Annotated in this window: 21 protein-coding genes; 17 read left to right on the top strand and 4 right to left on the bottom strand. The window is 40.5% G+C overall.

What is annotated here, in order from left to right; all coding sequences use genetic code 11:
* The first annotated feature begins 14 nt into the window (after positions 1–14).
* From L1264_RS07985 to L1264_RS07965, 5 genes are all read left to right on the top strand, one after another.
* Positions 15–1193: a cystathionine beta-lyase gene (locus tag L1264_RS07985; protein ID WP_135924202.1), complete on the top strand. Its 1179-nt coding sequence runs from the start codon at positions 15–17 to the stop codon at positions 1191–1193.
* Positions 1194–1308: 115 nt separating this feature from the next.
* Positions 1309–2127, top strand: a complete 819-nt coding sequence (locus L1264_RS07980) for an ABC transporter permease (protein ID WP_199525768.1) — start codon at positions 1309–1311, stop codon at positions 2125–2127.
* Positions 2124–3032, top strand: coding sequence for an ABC transporter ATP-binding protein (locus L1264_RS07975; protein WP_138558939.1), 909 nt, complete (start codon positions 2124–2126; stop codon positions 3030–3032). Before L1264_RS07980 ends, L1264_RS07975 begins: the two co-directional genes overlap by 4 nt.
* Before the next feature lie 2 nt (positions 3033–3034).
* Positions 3035–3409 (top strand): PH domain-containing protein, encoded by a 375-nt coding sequence (locus tag L1264_RS07970; protein ID WP_135924205.1) that lies wholly within the window; start codon positions 3035–3037, stop codon positions 3407–3409.
* A 219-nt stretch (positions 3410–3628) separates the two neighbouring features.
* A complete protein-coding gene (locus L1264_RS07965) occupies positions 3629–4417 on the top strand; it encodes a putative porin (protein ID WP_135924206.1) in 789 nt (262 codons plus the stop codon).
* Positions 4418–4474: 57 nt separating this feature from the next.
* Here L1264_RS07965 and L1264_RS07960 read toward each other — a convergent pair whose 3' ends face one another.
* Positions 4475–6322 carry a M2 family metallopeptidase gene (locus tag L1264_RS07960; RefSeq protein ID WP_199525766.1) on the bottom strand — a complete coding sequence of 616 codons (1848 nt, stop codon included), beginning with the start codon at positions 6320–6322 and terminating at the stop codon, positions 4475–4477.
* A gap of 169 nt (positions 6323–6491) precedes the next feature.
* Between L1264_RS07960 and L1264_RS07955 the strand changes: the two genes are divergently transcribed.
* Positions 6492–8771 (top strand): acyl-CoA dehydrogenase, encoded by a 2280-nt coding sequence (locus L1264_RS07955; protein ID WP_235403861.1) that lies wholly within the window; start codon positions 6492–6494, stop codon positions 8769–8771.
* A gap of 54 nt (positions 8772–8825) precedes the next feature.
* On the opposite strand, the gene L1264_RS07950 is transcribed toward L1264_RS07955, so the two are convergent.
* A complete protein-coding gene (locus L1264_RS07950) occupies positions 8826–11198 on the bottom strand; it encodes a bifunctional diguanylate cyclase/phosphodiesterase (RefSeq protein ID WP_199525764.1) in 2373 nt (790 codons plus the stop codon).
* Positions 11199–11388: 190 nt separating this feature from the next.
* On the opposite strand from L1264_RS07950, the gene pyrC reads away from it, so the two are divergent.
* The 10 genes from pyrC to L1264_RS07900 all read left to right on the top strand — a co-directional run bounded on the left by pyrC (position 11389) and on the right by L1264_RS07900 (position 20598).
* Positions 11389–12435 (top strand): dihydroorotase, encoded by a 1047-nt coding sequence (gene pyrC, locus L1264_RS07945; RefSeq protein WP_135924210.1) that lies wholly within the window; start codon positions 11389–11391, stop codon positions 12433–12435.
* Positions 12436–12774: 339 nt separating this feature from the next.
* Entirely contained in the window at positions 12775–12984 is a 210-nt protein-coding gene (locus L1264_RS07940; protein ID WP_036967526.1) for a cold-shock protein, read from the top strand.
* Between the two features lie 491 nt (positions 12985–13475).
* Positions 13476–14090 carry a response regulator transcription factor gene (locus L1264_RS07935; RefSeq protein ID WP_135924211.1) on the top strand — a complete coding sequence of 205 codons (615 nt, stop codon included), beginning with the start codon at positions 13476–13478 and terminating at the stop codon, positions 14088–14090.
* Between the two features lie 474 nt (positions 14091–14564).
* A complete protein-coding gene (locus tag L1264_RS07930; protein WP_135924212.1) occupies positions 14565–15335 on the top strand; it encodes a DUF3450 domain-containing protein in 771 nt (256 codons plus the stop codon).
* A gap of 6 nt (positions 15336–15341) precedes the next feature.
* Complete coding sequence (locus L1264_RS07925) at positions 15342–16706, top strand: MotA/TolQ/ExbB proton channel family protein (protein ID WP_199525763.1); 1365 nt, start codon at positions 15342–15344, stop codon at positions 16704–16706.
* A complete protein-coding gene (locus tag L1264_RS07920) occupies positions 16706–17230 on the top strand; it encodes a MotA/TolQ/ExbB proton channel family protein (RefSeq protein ID WP_062570716.1) in 525 nt (174 codons plus the stop codon). The genes L1264_RS07925 and L1264_RS07920 overlap by 1 nt, the downstream gene beginning before the upstream one ends.
* Before the next feature lie 14 nt (positions 17231–17244).
* On the top strand, positions 17245–17649 hold the full coding sequence (locus L1264_RS07915) for an ExbD/TolR family protein (protein ID WP_054551557.1): 405 nt from the start codon (positions 17245–17247) through the stop codon (positions 17647–17649).
* Positions 17649–18266 (top strand): energy transducer TonB, encoded by a 618-nt coding sequence (locus L1264_RS07910; protein ID WP_135924215.1) that lies wholly within the window; start codon positions 17649–17651, stop codon positions 18264–18266. The genes L1264_RS07915 and L1264_RS07910 overlap by 1 nt, the downstream gene beginning before the upstream one ends.
* Positions 18267–18277: 11 nt before the next feature.
* Positions 18278–19537: a tetratricopeptide repeat protein gene (locus L1264_RS07905; protein ID WP_138557978.1), complete on the top strand. Its 1260-nt coding sequence runs from the start codon at positions 18278–18280 to the stop codon at positions 19535–19537.
* A gap of 56 nt (positions 19538–19593) precedes the next feature.
* Positions 19594–20598, top strand: coding sequence for a hypothetical protein (locus tag L1264_RS07900; RefSeq protein WP_199525762.1), 1005 nt, complete (start codon positions 19594–19596; stop codon positions 20596–20598).
* Positions 20599–20609: 11 nt separating this feature from the next.
* Here the strand turns inward: L1264_RS07900 and L1264_RS07895 are convergent, their stop codons facing one another.
* On the bottom strand, positions 20610–20945 hold the full coding sequence (locus tag L1264_RS07895) for a TraR/DksA family transcriptional regulator (RefSeq protein WP_199525761.1): 336 nt from the start codon (positions 20943–20945) through the stop codon (positions 20610–20612).
* Positions 20946–20996: 51 nt separating this feature from the next.
* Positions 20997–21974, bottom strand: coding sequence for a tRNA-dihydrouridine synthase (locus L1264_RS07890; protein ID WP_235403859.1), 978 nt, complete (start codon positions 21972–21974; stop codon positions 20997–20999).
* A gap of 170 nt (positions 21975–22144) precedes the next feature.
* On the opposite strand from L1264_RS07890, the gene L1264_RS07885 reads away from it, so the two are divergent.
* Positions 22145–22465, top strand: a 321-nt coding sequence (locus tag L1264_RS07885) for an HvfA family oxazolone/thioamide-modified RiPP metallophore (RefSeq protein WP_442960440.1), incomplete at its 3' end; no start/stop codon positions are given.

Genomic DNA, 22465 nt, shown 5'->3' with positions numbered 1-22465 from the left:
AGCTTGGATAAATTATGACAAAGACAAATAAAAATACCCAAATCGTCTCTGCAGGGCGTAAAAAAGCGTACACACAAGGGGTTGTGAACCCTGTGGTGCAACGTGCATCAACGGTAGTATTCGATTCAGTGGCTGATTTAAAAGCAGCGGCGAAGAAACGAGGCGACAAAACTTTATTTTATGGCCGCCGCGGTACGACGACACACTTTGCTCTTCAAGAAGCAATTGCAGAACTAGAAGGCGGCGAAGGCTGTGCGCTATATCCATCAGGTGCGGCTGCAATAAGCAATGCGCTACTCTCGTTTGTGAAAACGGGCGATCATATTTTAATGGTGGATACTGCCTACGAACCTACCCGGGATTTTTGTGACAAAATACTGGCTGGATTAGGGATTGAAACAACCTATTACCCGCCGGGAATTGGTGCAGGGATTAGTGAACTTATTAAAGAGAACACGCGCGTATTGTTTTTAGAATCACCGGGCTCAATCACCATGGAAGTGCAAGATGTGCCAGCCATGGTTGCTAAGGCAAATGAGCGCGGTGTTATGACTATGTTAGATAACACCTGGGGTAATGGCCTGCATTTTAGACCGCTTGAGCATGGTGTTGATATTAGTATTCAAGCTGCTACAAAATACATTGTTGGTCATTCAGATGTGATGATGGGGGTGGCGGTCGCCAATAAAAAGTATTGGCCAACCCTTCGAGAAAATTCATACCTACTTGGTCAATGTACTTCTGCGGATGATGCCTATTTAGCGCTACGTGGTCTACGTACTATGGCTGTGCGTTTAAAACAGCATGAACAAGCAGCCATTGAAGTGGCTAAATGGCTTGAAACACATCCATTGGTTGATCATATTCGCCATCCGGCCTTTGCAACGTGTCCGGGTCATGAGTTCTTTAAACGAGACTTTGATGGCAGTAATGGCTTATTTTCATTTGTAATGAAGCAAGGTAATCAACAAGCGATTGATGCGTTTTTAGATAGCCTGCACCATTTTAAAATGGGCTTTTCTTGGGGCGGTTATGAGAGCTTAGTCACGGCAAACCTGAGCATGAAAGGGCTTCGCTCAGAAACGGGTTGGTCGCAAGGTCCAGTGATAAGACTTCACATTGGCCTTGAAGATGTAGCAGATTTACTAGCCGACCTTGATCAAGCACTGGCTGTGTACGAGAGCCACCTTTAGGTAAAAGGTTTATACTTTGTTACATAAGACCCGCTTGTCGGGTCTTTTTTTTCTGGTAATTCAAGCTGTTTCAACTTAGTGTAATTCTAATAATAAAATTCATTAAGGATTATGAGTGACGCAGTTACATCCTAAACGTCTTGCACAAATTGCCCAATTTGAGCTGGTACGACTATTTTTGACCAAACGTGGTTTGCTGGCGGTTGCCGCTTTTGCCATTTGTTGGCTACTTATTTTACGCTATCCCATTGCCCAATCTGTGACCTTGATTAGCTCACCTGATTTTGCTGACTTTGCAAGGCAAGCCTTTGGCGCCATTGGCATCAGTAAATTACTTGATTGGCCTGAATCTGAACTAGCTGTTTATTGGCTGATTGCTTTATTTAGTTTTCCAAGCTTTTGTTTGTTTTTATGCAGCGACCAAACTGTGGGCGACAGACAACGGGGTACGTTACGCTTTTTATCACTTAGAGCCACTCGCTCAGAAATTATCATAGGTCGCTTTTTAGGGCAGCTACTCATTTTAGCGGCACTGTTGTTTGTTACCTTGATGGCAACCGTTGCGATGCTTGGCTATCGTGAGCCCAGTTTGCTGCTTTCTGGCTTAACGCGAAGCTTTATGTTGTTATTTTATTTGCTTGTTGCGGTTATGCCATTTATTGCTTTGATGAGCTTTTTGAATACCTTTGCCCGTTCATCGCGTCTTGCATTTGTATTGGCTATTTTGTTCTTTGCTGGCGGTAATATTGTGATTGGCTTACTGACGTGGCAATGGCCTGCATTTGAGGTTTTAAATTACATATTTCCGGGCTATCAACTTGATTTAATGGCAGGTCAACGTGCCGGCGTCACACTGGCTCTAGGTTTACCACTTTTACAAACGGCAGTGTTACTGCTTGCTGGAGAACGAATTTTTGCAAGGAGCTCATTATGACCGTTTTAATTCAAGCACAAGGCTTGTCAAAAAACTACGGGGTTAAACGAGCGCTCGATAACGTCAGCTTTGAAATAAATAAAGGGGCACCAGTGGCGCTGGTTGGTCCAAATGGTGCGGGTAAAACAACCTTATTCAGCTTGTTATGTGGCTATATTTTACCAAGTTCAGGAAAGCTATCGGTCATGGGGCATAACCCAGGTAGTGCGGCGTTATTTGGTAAATTAACTGCGTTACCACAAGATGCCCAGCTTGATCCCCGTTTTAGTATTGCGCATCAACTTAACTTTTATGGTCAATTACAAGGGCTCAGTGGCGCGGTTCGTAAAAAAGAAACGGCTCGGGTTTTAGAGCTAGTTGGTTTGTCAGAAGTGGCTAAGCAGCGACCGGATGACCTTTCTCATGGTATGCGTAAGCGAGTGACTATTGCACAAGCTTTAATTGGTTCACCTGAAATAGTGATGCTTGATGAAGCAACAGCGGGTCTTGACCCAATCCATGCCCGTGAGGTTCGAGAGCTGGTAAGCTCTTTAAGTAACGAGGCAACATTTATTTTAAGCTCCCATGACTTAACAGAGCTTGAGCGTTTATGCTCACAAGTTTTACACCTAGATAAAGGGGTATTAAGTGAGCATCAAGCCCGTTCTAGCACCCAAGATAACAAACACTTTATTACGCTACAGTTGAATCAACAATATGATGATGTAGAAGCAAAGCTTGCAGGCCTTGCCCATGTACATCATGTTTATATGAGCCAAGCAAAAGAATATGTGATCGAGTTTGAAAAAACCGCTGAGCCTTTTGATATCAATCTTCTACACTTTTGTTATCAACAAGGTTGGCAGTATCGTCAACTGGTGAATGGTCACACACTCGAAAACCAAATTTTTCATAAGGAGAGCTAGTTATGGGTCTATTAAGTGGATTAATGGGTAACGCAAGTGAAGTCGATAATGATGATTTAGAAGAGCTGCTTGCCAATACTCTGATTGATGGTGAAACAGTTCAAAAAGCCTATAAAGTCATTCGTGATATGTTTATCTTTACCAATAAGAGATTAATTATTATTGATAAACAAGGTGTTACTGGTTCTAAAGTTGAAATGTTGAGCATTGCTTACTCAAAAATTACTAAGTTTAGTAAAGAAAGTGCCGGGCATTTTGACTTAGATGCTGAACTGAAAATTTGGGTTGGTTCAGATCCAACGCCAATCAGTAAAGACTTTAAAGCAGGAGATAACATTAATGAGGTTTACAGAATTATTAGTGAATTCTCTTTATAAGGTACTGAAATTATAGACTTTAAATTATAAGTTGGCTTTGAATAGAATTATTCGGCCAACTTTTTCTTTACATTTACCGACACTTTATTACAATTAATCAAGTAAAAACAAATGCTTAGTTAAGTTTCCGTTCAGTTTTCTCACGTTAGCATGTGCCCAACTTAGCCATCAGGCTAGTTTTCAACAGCAATGAAACAATGTTAATAGGGAAATCTGTTTATGAAAAAGTTAGCAGTTATTATTTCGAGTATGCTTCTGTCAACTGCCGCGACTGCTGCGGATAGTTACCAATCAATCAGCCATTTAGGGTACATGGACACCGATGGCAACGACACAGTAAGTGTTGATTCAACATATTACTTCGCGCCAAAGAAAACGATGGGTCCATACGATCAGTTTGAATACATCAACAAAACAACCAATGTATTTGGTTCTTACTCTGATGACGACTTTGGTGATGTAACTAACATCGGCGGTGAGTACTTCGTACAAGATTTTGTAATCGGTGCGGGTTACAGCAACTACGATTACGGTTCAGACACTGATTTATTCAATGTGTCTGCAGGTTACTTCTTTAATCCTAACCTTCTTCTTAAAGCTACATTTATCGACGTAGAAGACGGTGATAACACAGTAATGTTTGACCTTAAATATAATCACCAGCTTAACAGCACTGATTACTTAGGTTTCACATTCACAGCTGACGATGAGTTTGATTACCGTGCTGTAAATGCAAAATACTTCATGGATCTTCAACAAGGTAACTACTTAACAATTGAAGGTACTATTGCTGATACAGATGATAGCGGTAGCTCTTGGGAACTAGGTTCTAACTACTACTTCTCTAAAGCAACATCAGTATTTGTAACGTTTAACAAAGAAGATGACTACAGCTTTGGTGCACAGCACTTCTTTAACAAAAACGTTGGCTTAAAAGCAGGTTATGCAAACAACTGGGATGACTCAGATTACGATGCATACTTCGCAAACGTAAGCTTACAGTTTTAATCATTAATTTGATGACATAAAAAAGCCCGCATTATGCGGGCTTTTTCGTTTTCATTATTACCAACCGCACTGGCGGCCTTCATTTTGCTCATCAAGGTATTTTTGTAACGGTGCAAAGTAATCTAAGATTGCTGTTGCATCCATTTCTTCTTTACCAGTGATAGTGGCAAGGGCTTCTTGCCATGGGCGGCTTGAGCCCATTTCTAACATTGCATTTAGTTTTTCACCCGCCTCAGCAGAGTTGTATACAGAACAACGGTGAATCGCTTCTTTATTACCGGCAATTTCACATAAACTTCTGTGGAAGTCGAATTGTAAAATGTGCGCTAAGAAATAACGTGTGTAAGGTGTGTTACCCGGTACGTGATACTTAGCACCTGGATCGAAGTCTGCTTCGCTACGTGCGATAGGCGCTTGTACACCTTGATACTTTTCGCGTAACTCCCACCACGCTTTGTTGTAGTTCTCTGGCGTTACTTCACCTGAGAAAACTTTCCAGCGCCATTGGTCTACTAATAAACCAAATGGGATAAATGCTACTTTGTCTAATGCCATTTTCATTAACAGGCCGATATCTTTAGATTCATCAGGCACTTCGTCTAATAAACCAATTTCTTTTAAATAACCTGGTGTCACAGAAAGAGCAATGGTGTCACCAATCGCTTCGTGGAAACCATCGTTCGCACTTTCTTGATAATAAATAGGTTGCGTGTTGTACGCGCGTTGGTAGAAATTATGACCTAACTCATGGTGAATAACAGAGAACTCTTCACCTGTACGTTGAATACACATTTTAATACGTAGGTCGTCTTTACTATCTATGTTCCATGCTGATGCATGACACTGTACGTCACGATCTTGTGGTTTAGTGAATAATGAGCGCTCATAGAAGGTCTCTGGCAATGGTGCAAAACCCATTGAGGTGAAGAACTTCTCAGCGCCACGTACCATTTTTAGTTCGTCGTAATCGTGCTCAGCTAATAGTTCTGTTACGTCATAACCAGGATCGGCATTTTCTGGTGCAACAACATCGTAAATGTTACCCCAAGTTTGTGCCCACATATTACCTAGCAGGTGTGCTGGGATAGGTTGGTCTTGAGGTACTTTATCTTCGCCATATTTTTCACCTAACTTGGCACGAACATGACAATGTAATGAATCATAAAGCGGTTTAACTTGGCCCCAAATACGGTCAAGTTCTTTTGCAAAATCATCGGCTGGCATATCGTATTTACTACGCCACATAGCGCCTGTATCTGCATAACCTAGCTCTTTTGCACCTTCATTGGTCAGTGCAACTTGTTGCTCATAAAGCGGGCGCATAGGTTTTGAAACTTGACGCCAACCTTGCCATAAATCAAGCAATTCATTGTAATCACGACTCGTTGCCATTTTAGCTGTCATTTCGCCAAGGCTTAAACAGCTACCATCTTCTTTACAGTATTTACCTTTGCCATAAATACCTCCTAACTCAGCCACTAATTGTGAGAGCTTTGCTGTTTTTTCAGCATCTTGTGGTGCAGGTAAAGTGAGCGCTAGTTTAAGTTTATCTAGTTTACGACGTGCATCATAATCAAGCTCTAAACTATCGAATTTTGCAGCTTCATTTGCTAGGCGGACTACGGCTTCGGTCATTTTGCGATTTACTTCAGCAGATAATTCAGCAGTATCGTGAGTGATGAAGTTGGCATAAATCCATTCAGCGCGACTTGATTCTAAATATAGTGCGCTTAATTCTTTTTCAGTATCGGCGATAAATTTATCAGCATCTTGTGCTGTTACTTGGCTTGATTTGACTTCAGCAGTTGTTGTTTTAGTGCTCGTAGCGTCGTCATTACAGCCAGTAAGCGCTAATGCACTTGCGACCATTAATGCGCTGATGCTCAGCTTATATGGAGTCTTCATTTTTATTCCCTAGAAGTTTGTTGTTTTTTATTGCTTTAGCATAATAGCAGTGTCTTACTAAACCACAAACAGTGCGTACTAAAACAACTGAAGTTACCGCTGCTTACGTTGTATTTATGGCACGATCAGTCATACTTGAGAAAACTGACTTAAATAAAAGGATTGCACAATGACGACCGTAATTATTTTGCTATTGGTTGCTGTAATTGTGATTTTTGCAGTGAAAGACATTCGCATTAATCTTGTTACGCGGCCCACGTTTAGTATGTTTAAAAAAGTGTTGCCACCTTTATCTCAAACAGAACGCGAAGCGATGGAAGCGGGCGATGTGTGGTGGGATGGTGAGTTATTTAGCGGTAACCCCGATTGGCAAAAATTACACGGTTTTCCCAAGCCTGAATTAAGTGACAAAGAGCGCGCATTTATGAGCGAGCAAGTCGAAACCTTGCTAGCCATGCTTGATGATTATCAAATCGTGCAAAAAGATAAAGACCTACCAAAAGAAGTTTGGGATTACTTAAAAAAAGAAGGCTTTTTTGCTCTAATTATTCCAGAAGAGTTTGGAGGGAAAGAGTTTTCAGCAATCGCTAACTCAACGATTGTAGCGAAAATTGCCACCAAAAGTTTAACTGCAGCAGTTACGGTAATGGTGCCAAATAGTTTAGGCCCCGGTGAGCTGCTTTTACATTACGGTACTAAAGAGCAACAAGAGCGTTGGTTACCAAGCTTAGCTAAAGGTGATGATGTGCCTTGTTTTGCTTTAACAGGCCCTGAGGCCGGATCGGATGCGGGCAGTATTCCTGATACTGGTGTGGTTTGTAAGGGCATGCATAACGGTGAAGAAGTGATTGGCTTAAAACTTAACTGGTCAAAACGCTATATCACCCTTGCACCCATTGCTACAGTACTTGGTCTTGCATTTAAAATGTACGACCCAGATGGCTTATTAGGTGATAAAAAAGAGCTCGGTATTACTTGTGCGCTCATCCCTACAGACCATGAAGGTGTGCAAACTGGCGAGCGTCATTATCCGCTGAACATGGCATTTATGAATGGTACCACCTACGGTAAAGATGTATTTATACCACTTGATTGGATTATTGGTGGTGAAAAGGGGGCTGGTAGAGGTTGGCGTATGCTAGTTGAATGTTTAAGTGCAGGCCGTGGTATTTCGTTACCGGCACTTAGCACCGCAACAGGTCATTTAGCGTCAAGAATGACATCGGCTTATGCAACAGTGCGTCAGCAGTTTGGTGTTTCGATTGGTCAATTTGAAGGTGTGCAAGAGGCACTCGCACGTATTGGTGGCTTGACCTACATGCTAGAGTCAGCAAGGTTAATGACTGCTGGAGCGATTGATTTAAAACTGAGCCCTTCGGTTGTTACTGCAATAGCTAAATATCATATGACTGAAATGGGGCGTACGGTGATGAATGATGCCATGGATATTCATTCAGGCAAGGGAATTCAAGTGGGCCCTAATAACTATTTAGCCCATGGTTATATGGGGATCCCCGTGTCAATTACCGTTGAAGGTGCAAACATTTTAACTCGTAACTTGATGATATTTGGTCAAGGTGCGACTCGTTGTCATCCGTTTGTTTTAAAAGAAATGGAAGCAGCCGCAATGGAAGATCATGATGTTGCATTGAAAGAATTTGACTCGTTACTGCTTCAGCACATTCTATTTGCTGCAAGCAATGCAGGCATGGCATTTGTACATGCTTTAACTCGCAGTTATTTTGCAAAAGCGCCGGTGTGTGGGGCAACCTCGGTGTATTACAAACAATTAAGCCGTATGAGTCGTGGCTCAGCGTTTTGTACAGATGTCGCCATGCTAGTGTTAGGGGGCGAGTTAAAACGTAAAGAGATGATCTCGGCGCGTCTAGGCGACGTGCTTAGCCATTTGTATCTTGCATCATGTGTTTTGAAGCGCTATGAAGACGAAGGGCGTCAACAAGCAGATTTACCTTTTGTAAAATACGCGGTTGAGCATTCGCTATTTTGTATTGGCCAAGCATTCGATGGTTTCTTTAAGAACTTCTCTAACCCTGTGGTCAATTTTTTATTAAAACGCATTGTGTTCCCTGTGGGAAATCATTATCACCGTCCTAGTGATGACATTGCTCAGACTATTTGTGAGCATATGAGTAAACCAGGCGTCTTCAGAGACAGACTCACGCACCTTTGTTATGTTGATGAAAATGCAGGTACCGGGGTAATGGAAAATGCCTTTATCGCGATGATTGATACCCATGAAGATTTTAAACAATTACGCAAATGGCAAAAAGAAGGCACGATTGGTCGTCACTTAGAATTGGAAGATGCGATAGCTGCTGCTGCAGATAAAAACCTCATAAACGAAACCGTAGCTACACGAATGAATGAGGCGAACTCGCTCCGCAAGCAGGCAATAGCAGTAGATAACTTTGCGCCTGGGGAATTGTAGTATAGTAGATATCAATGAAAGCCTTGCTAGTGTAAGGCTTTCATTTTCATACTCTTAGTGAAGACCATTACGTATAATGTTTTCTGCTTCACTGATCGGCATAGGGCGGGCCTTGAGAAAACCTTGGCCAAACTTACACTGAGTTTGTTTTAAAATAGCAAGTTGCTGATTCGTTTCAATACCCTCGGCTACAACATCTAATTGTAGAGATTGTGCTAAGGATAAAATCGCATCTACTAATGGGTTTTGTCCTTTACTTAAGTGATCAATGAAGCTTTTATCTATTTTTAAAATGTGGATTGGTAGTTGATGCAAATACCCAAGTGCAGAATAACCAGTGCCAAAGTCATCTAGACATAATTTAACTTCTAGTGGCGATAATCCCTCAATAATTTTAGTCGCAAGCTCTAAATTTCCAATCAAGCCAGATTCTGTGATCTCAATGCAAAGCGAGCCTAAAGGTAATTGATGCTTTGCGTATAATGCGTGTATTTGCGAAACAAAGTCTAAACTTGCAAAGTGTCGTGAGGAAACATTAACAGTGACTCTACCAAATGATAGGCCTTGTTTTGTCCAATTGGCTATTTGTTGCGCAGCTAAATCTAGAAGATGTAAATCTAGATTGATTATTTGACCAGTATCTTCTGCAACAGGAATAAAGTCGGCAGGAGAGACAAAACCTTTGGTTGGATGATGCCAGCGAACAAGTGCCTCAAAACCAACAACCTGTGTATCTTGAATTGTGAATATGGGCTGGTAATAAAGCTCAAACTCATTATGCTCAATGCCATGTTGTAAGTCGTTTTCAATGTCGGCATGATTTTTTAACTTTTTGCGCATGGTATTGTTAAATAACTTAACTTGCCCACGGCCTGACGACTTGGCTTCATACATAGCTGCATCGGCATGTTGCAAAAGTTTATAAGCCTTATCATTAGTGCTTTCACAGAATGCTACGCCAATACTGGTTGATGCTTGTAATAAATGGCCATCAATATTCAGTGGTTTTGCTAAAGCTGCCTTAATACGCTCAAGAGCATCTTGAACTTGTTGTTTATCTGTTATGTTTTCCATGAAAATGGCAAATTCATCTCCACCTAATCTAGCAAATGTATCTGTATTTCGGATCGTACCTTGTATGAGCTCGCAGATTTTTACTAAAAAATGATCTCCCACTTCATGGCCGAGTGAGTCATTGATGCTCTTAAAACGATCAAAATCTAAATAGAGTAGAGCATGGTGTGTGCCTTTATTTGCGCGTGCTAAGCGCAAAATACCATGTTTTATTCGTTCGATGAGGAGCGATCTATTTGCCAGTCCGGTAAGTTCGTCATGTAATGCACGATGTTCTAGCTCCTGACGTGATAACTGCCTGTCGATTGCCATACTGATTTGGCGGCTGACATAAGTAAGTAAAGCACGGTCATGTTCATTATAGTGGTAGTGTTTACTGTAACTTTGAACTGCAATGACTCCACTTATTCGATCATTTACTTTAAATGGCACACCAAGCCAAGACTCTGCTTGTCGACCAACCATTTTAAAATGACCCGCATCAATATGTTGTTGAAACGCCTCTTTATTAAACAACAGTGATTTATCGATTTTTAAAAGGTAGTAAGAGGCCGTATCTTTTAAGAGTTCTTTAGAAATTTTAGTATGTGCATTAGAACGGACACCTTCTTCGATAATATAAACTAAATCTAAAACATCACTTTGTTTATCATATAGCCCAATGAAAAAGTTATCTGCTCTGAGTAACGAGGTGATAATGCTATGTAAAGACTCAAAAAAGCTATCGAGTTCACTTGACTGATAAGTAAGGTTGGCGATTTGCAACATGCAATTTTCCAACTTTTGAGCATCGTTCAATTGTTTTACTGTTTGCTGAAGGTTTTCTACAGTTCTGACTTGATTTAACTTTGCACTGAGTAAATGTGCGACTGTAGATAAAATTTCTAAATGGGCGTCATTAAAATAGTTTTTTTGCGGGTGCTCGCAATCAATAACACCTAATACCTTTTCTTTATATACTAAAGGAACACAGAGTTCAGAAAGTGCAGGGCGGGCATCGGCAATATAGCGTTCGTCTTTTGTTACATCACCAATCATTAACGGTTTACCGGTTGAAGCGACATACCCAGTAATACCTTGCTCAAAACTAATTTCGGTGCGCACAATATGGTATGTATCGTCTGCGAGAGTGGTTCCCATAGACGCAACTTCTCTTAATGTACGAGACTCATCATCGACTAAAAATATGACACATTCTATAAATCCAAGCCTGCTTACTACTTGCGAAGTCACATACTCTAATAATTCTTCAACAGTATCTAATTGCATTAGCGATGAAGAGAATTGATTAATAATATGGAGTTGGTCAGTTTTGACCTCAAGTGCAAACGCTGTATCTAAATTCTTAGACATAGAAAGAAAAGTAACCCAAATGTTTTATTAACTTATTACGTTAACCTACTATCAAACTATCTACAAAGTTATTTTCAAAAAAAACAGCAACTGGTGTAAACTAGGCATCTGAACACAAACTTCAAAAAATAACTTCGTTATTTGTATAAAGTTTGCGCTACCCCTCTAACTTTAGCCGTGGAAACCAGCAATGTCAGATATAAATAAGATTGAAACACTAACAATTACCCGCCCAGACGATTGGCATATTCATTTACGTGACGGTGATCAGCTAACCGATACTGTACGTGATGCAAGCCGCTATATGGGGCGCGCGATTATTATGCCAAACCTTGTTCCACCGGCCACATGCACTGACAGTGCTTTATCATATTATGAGCGAATTAAAGCCGCAGGCCCTCAGGGTGATTTTGAGCCTTTGATGGTGCTTTATTTAACGGACAAAACCTCACCAGAAGAAATCAAAAAAGCAAAAGCAACGGGTAAAATTGTTGCGGCAAAATTATACCCAGCCGGTGCAACGACCAACTCAGATTCGGGTGTAACATCAATCAAAAATATTTACCCAGTACTTGAGGCAATGCAAGAAGTAGGGATGTTGCTGCTAGTGCATGGTGAAGTGACAGATTCATCAATTGATATCTTTGACCGTGAAAAAGTTTTCCTCGATACAATTTTAGCCGATGTAGTAACTGACTTCCCTAAACTTAAAATAGTACTTGAGCATATTACGACTAAAGATGCCGTAGAGTTTGTTAATAACGCACCTGATAATGTAGCGGCGACAATCACAGCTCACCACTTACTTTATAACCGTAACCACATGCTAGCGGGCGGTATTCGTCCACATTATTATTGTTTACCAATTTTAAAACGTAATATTCATCAGCAAGCATTGATTGCTGCAGCGACAAGCGGTAGCAAAAAGTTTTTCTTAGGCACTGATTCTGCTCCTCATTATAAAGATAAAAAAGAAGCTGCGTGTGGCTGTGCAGGTGCTTACACAGCACATGCAGCGATTGAATTATATGCTGAAGCATTTGAAGAGGCGGGAGCATTAGATAAGCTGGAAGGTTTTGCGAGCCATTTTGGCCCTGACTTCTACGGTTTAGAGCGTAATAAAGACACGATCACACTGGTAAGAGAAAGCTGGACTGTTCCTGCAAGTTACAAACTAGGAGACTCTGAGGTAGTGCCGATCAAAGCTGAAGCTAACATGGATTGGCAAGTTAAGTAAGCGAGCTTACTGTTAGCTAATATTATTCAGAAGCCCAACATTACGTTGGGCTTTTTTATTATTTTTTAATTGTTTAGAAATATGCCTGTCATATTTAAAAGTTTAGCCGTTGACCTCAAAATAATTTTCGATTAATAGAGCTAAAAGCTATTTAATGTGTTAGTCTTAAATTGCTTTGAGTTTTTGCGTATAGAATTTACGGATAATGTGCGGCTTGTTCGGTTACCGGTTGGTTATTGGTTCTTCCTGTACTTTACCCCCTAGTTTTTGGGCATTCACTCAGGGAGGATAGAGCCATTATGGCTGAATTTTAATAATTGACTTACAGGAAAATTTGGTATGTCAAACACGGTTACTGGTAAAGTTAAGTTCTTCAACGAAGCAAAAGGCTTCGGTTTTATTGAACAAGAAAATGGTCCTGACGTATTTGTACACTTCAGTGCTATCACAGGTACAGGCTTCCGCACTTTAAGCGAAGGCCAACAAGTATCTTTCGGCATCAAACAAGGTCAAAAAGGCCCTGAAGCTGAGAACGTAGAAGTAGCATAATTCGTTATGCGAAACTAAGTATTTTGGTGAAACAGTTTCTGTTTCACCAAAATTCATTTATTACCTATTATCAACTATCTCTACCTCATTCATACTACGCTTTCTCCTAAACCATTTTTTCTACTTCTTATATAAATAATCCCTTTGTACCTCATACTTGGTAGTCTGTACCGAATTAATAATCCCCCAAAGGCATTGTCTCGGGTTTTTTTAGTCAGACATTAAGCTAAAAGTTCGATAACAATCCTCTAAAAGCTACTCTCCATAACTAAAGTATTATATGCTTCATAGACGGGATTTACTCAATGCAACATTGACTGTTGTATTGGCTAGTAGTTTTGATCAACAGGTTAAGTTACCTCTTTTTTATAATGTTTGAGATATTTTCAACAATCTCAAAATTACCCGCTAAACTTAAAGTATTCACAAGTGGAATAAATTCTGAGTAACTTATACTTGTTTGATGAAATATAATGAAGGTTCGCTAATCGATGAGCATAGGAAACAATATACTTTTGGTAGACGACCACCCAATGGTTGCAACAGCAATCAAGATGGTACTATCAAAGTCAACTCTGGTTAATGAAGTAAAAGCTGTTGCGAGTCAAAAGGAAGCATTACAGTTTTTAAAAAGTAATAATGTCGCGCTAGCTATTTTAGATATCGAATTAGAAGATTCAGATGGCTTTAGTTTATACAAACGCGCAGTTAGCAGTGGCTTCTCTGGTAAAGTGCTATTTTTATCAGCAAAGCAAGATAAACACATTATTCGAACAGCGGCTAAATTAGGCGCGCAAGGTTTTGTTAACAAGGCTGAAAGCTTAGAGGATATTTCATCTGCAGTAGAGATGATTTTAAGGGGTTATACCTTCTTTCCTCAAGAGCATTTAATAGCATCTGAAAAAGATATTGATGAATTACTGACTGAGCGAGAGCTTGCAGTGATGAATTACTTACTACAGGGCCTCTCAAACAAAGATATCGGTGAAAAGCTGTTTATTAGTAACAAAACAGTAAGTACGTACAAGACAAAAATCTTTGAAAAGCTTGAGGTTGATTCAATTATCTCTTTAGCAAAGCTTGTTAAAGACCGCGCCATATTTTGAGACTCTCACCCTTAGCGGTGAGAGATAAATTCTCGCTCATCCTTGTGTTTAGTAAGGCAATTGTGCATTTACTAAACATTACCTACTGATGAGTGCATAAAAATTCTGCAAATTAGATTTTTTAGATCACTAAATAGAATTTTTTTTTAAATTTTCTTATACCTTTTCTGGTTTTATTAAATGTTACATTTATGTTTAAGGTTGAACCCAGCATGAACGTGGTGTTTGCTAGTAAAGGGCTTTAGAACCTTCCCTTTGGTGGGTCTGTTATATTTTTGTTAATTGATTGTTCGGGCTATTTTCCTATCAACGACGAGTTACCAAATTTTTCGGACGAAAGCCGAACATCAAGTTGACAGACTCTGATGCATTTAGCATTATTGGAGGGTTGATATCTATTAAAAGATATCAGGGTTGTCTTCTTCGGAAGGTAATTAAATTATAAAAGTAACATTACTTAATTGGTTGGGAACTATGTCTGTTAAAATCAGAAAGAGTCTTGTAGCATCAGCGTTGGTTGGCGCTTTTGCATTTGCAAGCAGCAATGTGATTGCAGATCCTTTGAAAGATGTGCAAGATGCAGGTCAACAAATTCAAAAGGCTGCTGTTAAGTCTCAAACTAAAATTGACAATGTATATGGTCAAACTCAGGAGCTAATCGCTGAGTACCGTAGCGTTGTTGACGAAACTGAGCTAATGAAGGTGTATAATGATCACGTAGCACGTTTGGTCGCTGACCAAAACGCGTCTATCGAATCGTTTGACCGTCAAATCGCAACAATCGATAACACGAAACAAAACGTTGTGCCTTTGATGTATCGCATGATCGATACGCTTGAGCAATTCATCAAAGCGGACGTTCCGTTCAATCTTGAAAACCGCCTAGCACGTGTTGAAAGACTACGTGACATCATGGCATCAGCTTCAGTTACTACATCTGAAAAATTCCGCCAAGTTCTAGAAGCTTACACTGTTGAAACTGCATACAGCTCAGCTGTAACAGCTTCACAAGGTACGCTTGAAGTTGATGGTAAAAATATCAACGTAGACTTCGGTCGTTTAGGTCGTATCACTTACGTAGCACAGTCTTTTGACCTTAAGCACGCGTGGGTGTGGGATAACAACACTAAACAGTGGAAAGAATTAGGTGAAGAATACCTAAAACCTGTTAAAGAAGTTATCCGTATGGCGCGTAAACAAGCGACATTAGAACTTGTTAAACTACCAATCTTTGGCGCGGAGTAATCAATAATGAAGAAACTATTTAAAGGTTTTGCTGTTGCAGCAGTACTATCTGTTTCTGCAGGTACCGCGCTTAATGCACACGCAAACACTGATGCTTTAGACAAAATTCTTGAGCAAGTTAAGCAAGAACGTATTTCTGAAGGTAAATTAAACAAGCAACGTGAACAAGAGTTCCTTTCAGCTCGCGCTGACAAGCAAGCGTTACTTAACAAAGCAAAAAGCGACCTAGCTGCTGAAAAAGCACGTGGTGACCGTTTATCTAAAGAATACGCACAAAACGAAAATACTTTAGCTGAGAAAGAGCAAGCTCTTTTAAATGCTCAAGGTACGTTAGGTGAGATGTTCGGTGTTGTACGTCGTGCAGCTGCTGATGCAATCGGTTCAATCGAAGCATCACTTGTTTCTGCTGAAAAACCAGGACGTGCTGAAGTACTTCGCTCACTAGCTGCTGCGAAAGAGCTTCCAACTGTACGTGAACTTGAAGAACTTTGGATTTCTCTTCAAACTGAAATGACTGAATCAGCTAAAGTTTCAACTTTCGAAACTGAAGTTGCAGGTCTTGACGGTTCATCTTCAATGAAGAAAGTAACGCGTATTGGTAACTTCAACTTAGTTACTGACAACGGTTACTTAATCTACTCTCCAGAAACTAAAGCGATCCAACCTCTAGGTAAGCAACCTGATAGCTACATCCTAGCTGGTATCAGCGATTTAGAAAAAACTTCTGCAGACAACTACGCTGGCGTATACATCGACCCGACTCGCGGCGCGATCTTACGTATCAACACGCAGAAGAAGTCGTTAATGGAATACTACCATCAAGGTGATACAGTAGGTTACATCATCACAGTATTACTTGTTGTTGGTCTACTTATCTTCATCGTTCGTTTCCTTGATCTTGCGCTTACTAGCACTAAGATTAAGAGCCAGCTTAAAAACCTTTCTACTCCGAATACAAACAACCCACTGGGTCGTATTCTTAAGGTTTACGCTGACAACAAGAATCAAGACGTTGAAAACCTTGAGCTTAAACTTGACGAAGCAATTCTACGTGAAACGCCTCGCATCGAAGCTGGTATCAACATCATCAAGATCTTGGCAGCAATCGCTCCATTACTAGGTCTACTAGGTACGGTTATCGGTATGATCCTAACGTTCCAAACAATCACATTGTTCGGTACAGGTGATCCGAAGATCATGGCTGGTAACATCTCTCTAGCACTTGTTACTACTGCGCTAGGTCTAATTGCAGCTCTACCACTTATTCTACTTCACTCAATCGTTGCAAGTCGTAGTAAGTCGGTTTTACATGTCCTTGATGAGCAAAGCGCTGGTATTATCGCTGCTCACGCGGAGAAGGAGAAAGCCTAATGCTAGTCCTGATGGAGATCTGGGAATCTATCAGGGATTTTGTTGGCACAGGCGGCCAGGTTTTATACGTGGTCGCGATAGCACTCTTTCTTATGTGGGTTTTAATGATTGAGCGCTATTGGTTCCTACTAGCTGAGTTTCCTCGTATGACGAAGAACATTGTAGCTCAGTGGGATGCCCGCCAAGACACTACGTCTTGGTACGCACACAGAATCCGTGAAGCATGGATTTCTGAAGCGTCTGAAAAATTAGATCAGCGTATGTTGTTGATTAAGACATTGGTAGCTATTTGTCCTTTAATCGGCTTACTAGGTACAGTAACGGGTATGATCGCGGTTTTCGAAACCATGGCTACTCAAGGTACTGGTAACGCACGTTTAATGGCATCAGGTATTTCAATGGCAACAATCCCAACAATGGCTGGAATGGTTGCGGCACTATCTGGAGTATTCTTTAGCTCACGCCTTGAGGCAAGAGCGAGAATGGCGAAAGCTAAACTTGTAGATAGCATGCCTCATCACTAGAGAGAGAATTAAATATGGCACGTAAACAACGTTTTCGTGAAGAAGAAGAAGCAGCGGTTGACATGACGCCAATGCTTGACATCGTATTTATCATGCTTATTTTCTTTATCGTAACTACATCGTTCGTTAAAGAGGCTGGTATCGAAGTCAATAAACCTAAAGCAGCTGCAGCTACGAAGCAAAAAAATGCAAACATTTTTGTTGCTATCCGTGCTGACGGTGCAATCTGGATTGATAAACAACAAGTAGACGTTGAGCGTGTATCAGCTAAACTTGAAAGTTTATTAGCAGAACAACCTACTGAAGTTGTAATTTTGCAAGCTGATAAAGAAGCAAAACACGGCGTAGTAGTTAAAGTTATGGACCAGATCAAAGCGACGGGTGATAACCTTAAAATTTCAATAGCTGGAGATCAGTAATGATTCGTTTTCTGTTTTCACTGATTGCAGGTGGGGCAGTTACTTTCGGCTTGTTCTACTTCATGGCGTACCTCATCTCCGGTGGAGCTGATCGTGCGACTGAACAAAAAGAACAGATTGTAGTCGAAATTATGACGAATCCGCCTGAATCTAAGGTGCAGGAGAGGAAGCGTGTTCCGCCTCCGCCTCCGCCACCGCCAAAGCAGCCGCCTAAACCGCAGCCGCCTCAGCCGGAAAACAGCAACCCAAATACTGGTGGTTTGTCATTTAATATGCCAAGCATCGATGTGGGAAGCACAGCTGGTGGCCTAAGTGGTCCTGGTGCATTTGGACGTGATGGTGATGCTACACCTATCGTTCGTATTGAACCAAAATACCCAACGCAAGCAGCGCGTGATGGTAAAGAAGGTTGGGTTCAACTTTCATTCACTATCAACGAAGTAGGTGGTGTAGAAGATATCGAAGTGATCGATGCAGATCCTAAACGTATCTTCGACCGCGAAGCTAAGCGAGCGTTATCTAAGTGGAAATACCGTCCAAAAGTTATTGATGGTAAGCCACAAAAGCAATTTGGTCTTCAAGTACAACTAGACTTTAAACTTAATCAAGGCAACTAAGGAGGCGAGTAATGAGAAATTTATCTAAAGTAACTGCTCTTGCGCTTCTTATGTCACTTTCGGGTGTGGTATTTACTGCACCTGCTTTAGCGGCGCCAGACTACGCGAAAATTGAAGCGCGTAAAAAAGCAAAAACTAAAGTTATGGGTGAGCGCGTTGGTAAGAAAGTAATTAAAGCGTTTGACTTGTACAATGAAGAAAAGCTTGACGAAGCCATTGCATTGCTTAAAGAAATTGATGCATCGGATGACTTCGACAGAGCAACTGTTGACCGTTATTTAGGTCAAATGTACGCTCAAAAAGAGCAGTACCAGTTAGCTATCAAGCACATTCAAGCAGCTGTTAAACCTGATGTTTTAAACTTTGCTGACCAAGAGCAAGGCCTAAAACTATTAGGTGACATGTACGCAGGTACAGAGCAATATGCAAAAGCAAAAGAAGCTTATGCAGCTTGGATGGACTTCACAGGTGAGGAAGACGACAAAGTTTATACACGTATTGCACAAGCAAACTACGAGTTAAAACTTTATAAAGACGTACTTCCTGCTGCAAACAAAGCAATCGAATTGGCAAAAGAGCCTGCTAAAGCCTCTTACCAATTAAAGCTTGCTGCCTATTTTGAACTTAAACAGTACAAAAACATGGTAGAAGTAGCTGAAGAGATTGTTCGTGTTTGGCCTGAAGACAAAAAAGCCTGGGTTGGTTTGGGTAAATATTACCTACAAACCGAAGACTTCAAGAAAGGTCTTGCGACCATGGAAGTTGCCTATAAAAATGGCTATTTTGAAAATGAAGTTGAATACAAAGTACTTTCTAACTTCTATTCGTTAAACGATATTCCTTACAAAGCAGCAGTTGTGCTTGAAAAGGCAATTAACGAAAATAAAGTTAAGCGTAATAAGCAAAATATCAGTGCAGTGGCATCTAACTACCACCGCTCAAAAGATATTGAGAAAGCAGCTAAATACTATGAAGAAGCGGCTAAATTTGATGACGATGCAGAGCTTTACCGCAAAGCAGGTTCATTACTTTTACAATCGCAAAACTATAGTGCAGCCGTTGTTCGTTTGAACAAGGCGTTAGAGTTAGGTTCTGATAAAAAAGGAACTATCTACTCTGACTTAGCTGAAGCTTATTACTACCAAGAGAAGTACAAGCAAGCTTATAACGCTATCACTAAAGCAATGGACGATCCGCGTACGCGTAAATTCGCGAAGAGCTGGTCAACCTTCATCAAAGATAAAGCGAACCGTAATGGCGTGAAAATCTAATTGATGTTGTTTTAAATTAAAAAGCCCCTCTGGGGCTTTTTTTATGGAATTTTATAATGCTAAGACAGATCGTATTTTTACTTGTCGCCAGTGTGATGCTGATAGCTTGTTCTGAACAAACTACAAAATTCAACACGGTTCACGAAGGACAGCAAGAACTTCGAAACATTAATAATTTATTATCTAACCAAAATGAACATAGCAAGGTAACAAGTTGGCCTTTCTCTGAGAGCTATTTACAGGCACGACACCTCGCTTATAAAGGGCTACAAGGTACAGAGTTAACTGACTCTCAACAAGCGCAATTGAACTATCTGATCATTGCTGAGCGTTACCCTGAACGTTATTTTGTATGGCCAATTCAACGTGATGTTATTAGCAACGCTCGTCTACAAGGTGATTTCAGTGAGCAGGGATTAGCAGCCTGGTTAGAATTGGTTGAAACACGTTTAATTGCAGCTGAGCAGAGTAATCTTAAACTGAATAAAATCGAATTAACCTTGTTACATAATATGGTTACAGCTCATTTAAATAACAATGATAACCACGTGCAAACAGCGCTCAATAAACTTAATCAATATTTAACGCAATATAAGCCACGCACAAAACTGGGTTTGGTTGGCTTGGCGAATGGTAAAGATTGGTATCAGAGTAAATTGAATTACTTTAGTGGTGTGACTAAACCACCGTTAGATTGGCTTAGCGAGATACAACTGGCTTTAAAGCAGCCTCACAGTGCTGATTTTTTACTACCTTTAACTGATTCACATACAAAACCATTAGTAATGAGCTATTTTACCCAAGAACATCAGCACGATGGTTTTGATTGGCAGTTAGAATTTATTGATCCGCTACAAAATAAACGTGAATTATCAGAAGGCGAGCAATACTTTTGGCAAGTAATGATGGAAACTGATGTGGGGATCCATTATCACACGTGGAGTGAACAGCAAGCTCGTGTCAACTTAATGAAGCGTTTGAATGTTGATCAGCTGCAAGCTGATTGGTTAATTGAGGATATTGTCCTTTATCCTGCGATGAGTTTTATATTTGTAAATTAATGTGCTGCGCTCTAAGGAGCGCATCGCCGACAGCGCTGACTTGCTGGATCTGCAAGTAAACGTTCATCATCAATTTTTTCTTCACAATCACAACAATAACCATATTGCCCAATATCAATCTGGCATAGAGCTGCTTCTAATTTTTCTATGCGAGAAATTAATAGTTGATACTCAGGGCCAAGATTATTCGCTGTCAGCTCTAACCACTCTGAAGGGGGATTATCCTTGAGTTGCGATAGCAGTTGCTGATGATAGCCTTGATCAGAATTAGTTAGCATATCGAGTAAACGTTGTCTAACCTGCGCAAGTTCTGCAGATAACTTTGTTTGAATTTCAGTATTGTTCATCGCGTTTATTCCAAGTGGGCAATACTGACATTATCAAACAAAACAAGTTAGCTAGTTATGATTTGCATCAATACTCGGCGCTTTGGCATACTTTCTAAGTACATCTGCAACTTCATTTTTGGCTTTTAAACGCCTAATCTCATCAAAAATTGCGTTGGCCTGTGGGTACTGGCGTTTTAGGTATCCAAGCCACTGCTTGGTTCGAGAAGCAAAATATTTCTCACACTTGCTTTCATCTTGATGCATAGAAGAGTGAATAATATGGTAAATCACATGCTCCCAAAGCATCGGAGTGTACTGCTCATTTTCGACATGTGCTTTTATTTGCTTAGCTAAATCAGGCATTGCTAGAGCACCACGACCAAGCATTAAGTCTTGGCAATGACTGCGTTTTTGACACAGCAATGCATCTTCAACTTGCCAAATTTCACCATTAGCAACAACAGCAATGTTTTTATCTTTGATTAACGGAGGGATCTTTTCCCAGTATGCCGGTGGATTATATCCATCTCTTTTCGTTCTTGCATGAATAGCAAGACTTGATGCACCCGCACTGACAACAGCATCAACAATTTCTTGGCTGTTGCTATCGTCATCAAACCCTAGTCTGATTTTTGCACTGACCTCATGACGTGGATCAACTGCATCACGTACGGCTTTGATTATTTCGTACATGTGCTCAGGATCTTTCAAAAGTACAGCACCACCTTTACTTTTATTAACAGTTTTTGCTGGGCAGCCAAAATTTAAGTCGATACCATGAGATCCTAAGAGTATTGCCTTGACTGCATTTTCAGCCAATGCATTAGGAACTTGGCCTAGTAATTGAATCCGCACTGGTGTTCCAGCACGGGTATAACCACCGGCTTTTAATTCAGGGCAATAACGATGAAATACACGCTCGGGTAGTGTGTCTTCAACGACACGAACAAACTCTGTAACGCATAAATCAAATCCACCTAAATCAGTGAGTAGCTGTCTCATTTTGAAATCGACAACTCCCTCCATTGGTGCTAAAATTAGTCGCATGATACCTGTATACTTAATAAAAATTGGACGCGTATTCTACCTGCTATTCTATATTTGATAAATCGTAATTTGCTTTATCATCGGTTTCAGAAAATAATTTAGTAATTTTGAAAGTAATTTTCAGTTCGCAGGTCTTGTTTAATAACCCTTTATAAAAAAGAGAGTCGATAATGAACACAGTTAAGAAAAATTCAATTGCATTAACATTAGGTGCGGTTGTAGTTGGTGCGTCAAGTTTTGCAGCCACTGATGCTAACGCTAACCCATTTGAATTTCAGCAAATGCAAGCTGGTTATCAGCTAGATGCCGCTGAAGGTAAATGTGGCGAAGGTAAGTGTGGTGGCGATAAAAAAGCTGAAAAAGAAGGTAAGTGCGGCGAAGGTAAATGCGGCGGCGACAAAAAAGCAGCTAAAGAAGGCAAGTGCGGCGAAGGTAAATGCGGCGCAGATAAAAAAGCAGCTAAAGAAGGTAAGTGCGGCGAAGGTAAATGC

It is taken from the genome of Pseudoalteromonas sp. APAL1 (assembly GCF_021532475.1).
Lineage (GTDB): Bacteria > Pseudomonadota > Gammaproteobacteria > Enterobacterales > Alteromonadaceae > Pseudoalteromonas > Pseudoalteromonas lipolytica_C.
Note: the sequence above shows the minus strand (reverse complement) of the source record. Positions and strands in the feature narration are given on the sequence as shown.

What these genes read in the sequence shown, in the direction of transcription:
- L1264_RS07920 (WP_062570716.1), top strand. Translation starts at nt 16,706, where the DNA reads ATGCTAGTCCTGATGGAGATCTGGGAATCTATCAGGGATTTTGTTGGC.
- L1264_RS07970 (WP_135924205.1), top strand. Translation starts at nt 3,035, where the DNA reads ATGGGTCTATTAAGTGGATTAATGGGTAACGCAAGTGAAGTCGATAAT.
- L1264_RS07900 (WP_199525762.1), top strand. Translation starts at nt 19,594, where the DNA reads ATGCTAAGACAGATCGTATTTTTACTTGTCGCCAGTGTGATGCTGATA.
- L1264_RS07985 (WP_135924202.1), top strand. Translation starts at nt 15, where the DNA reads ATGACAAAGACAAATAAAAATACCCAAATCGTCTCTGCAGGGCGTAAA.
- L1264_RS07890 (WP_235403859.1), bottom strand. Translation starts at nt 21,974, where the DNA reads ATGCGACTAATTTTAGCACCAATGGAGGGAGTTGTCGATTTCAAAATG.
- L1264_RS07910 (WP_135924215.1), top strand. Translation starts at nt 17,649, where the DNA reads ATGATTCGTTTTCTGTTTTCACTGATTGCAGGTGGGGCAGTTACTTTC.
- L1264_RS07935 (WP_135924211.1), top strand. Translation starts at nt 13,476, where the DNA reads ATGAGCATAGGAAACAATATACTTTTGGTAGACGACCACCCAATGGTT.
- L1264_RS07975 (WP_138558939.1), top strand. Translation starts at nt 2,124, where the DNA reads ATGACCGTTTTAATTCAAGCACAAGGCTTGTCAAAAAACTACGGGGTT.
- L1264_RS07960 (WP_199525766.1), bottom strand. Translation starts at nt 6,322, where the DNA reads ATGAAGACTCCATATAAGCTGAGCATCAGCGCATTAATGGTCGCAAGT.
- L1264_RS07965 (WP_135924206.1), top strand. Translation starts at nt 3,629, where the DNA reads ATGAAAAAGTTAGCAGTTATTATTTCGAGTATGCTTCTGTCAACTGCC.
- L1264_RS07955 (WP_235403861.1), top strand. Translation starts at nt 6,492, where the DNA reads ATGACGACCGTAATTATTTTGCTATTGGTTGCTGTAATTGTGATTTTT.
- L1264_RS07895 (WP_199525761.1), bottom strand. Translation starts at nt 20,945, where the DNA reads ATGAACAATACTGAAATTCAAACAAAGTTATCTGCAGAACTTGCGCAG.
- pyrC (WP_135924210.1), top strand. Translation starts at nt 11,389, where the DNA reads ATGTCAGATATAAATAAGATTGAAACACTAACAATTACCCGCCCAGAC.
- L1264_RS07915 (WP_054551557.1), top strand. Translation starts at nt 17,245, where the DNA reads ATGGCACGTAAACAACGTTTTCGTGAAGAAGAAGAAGCAGCGGTTGAC.
- L1264_RS07940 (WP_036967526.1), top strand. Translation starts at nt 12,775, where the DNA reads ATGTCAAACACGGTTACTGGTAAAGTTAAGTTCTTCAACGAAGCAAAA.
- L1264_RS07925 (WP_199525763.1), top strand. Translation starts at nt 15,342, where the DNA reads ATGAAGAAACTATTTAAAGGTTTTGCTGTTGCAGCAGTACTATCTGTT.
- L1264_RS07905 (WP_138557978.1), top strand. Translation starts at nt 18,278, where the DNA reads ATGAGAAATTTATCTAAAGTAACTGCTCTTGCGCTTCTTATGTCACTT.
- L1264_RS07950 (WP_199525764.1), bottom strand. Translation starts at nt 11,198, where the DNA reads ATGTCTAAGAATTTAGATACAGCGTTTGCACTTGAGGTCAAAACTGAC.
- L1264_RS07930 (WP_135924212.1), top strand. Translation starts at nt 14,565, where the DNA reads ATGTCTGTTAAAATCAGAAAGAGTCTTGTAGCATCAGCGTTGGTTGGC.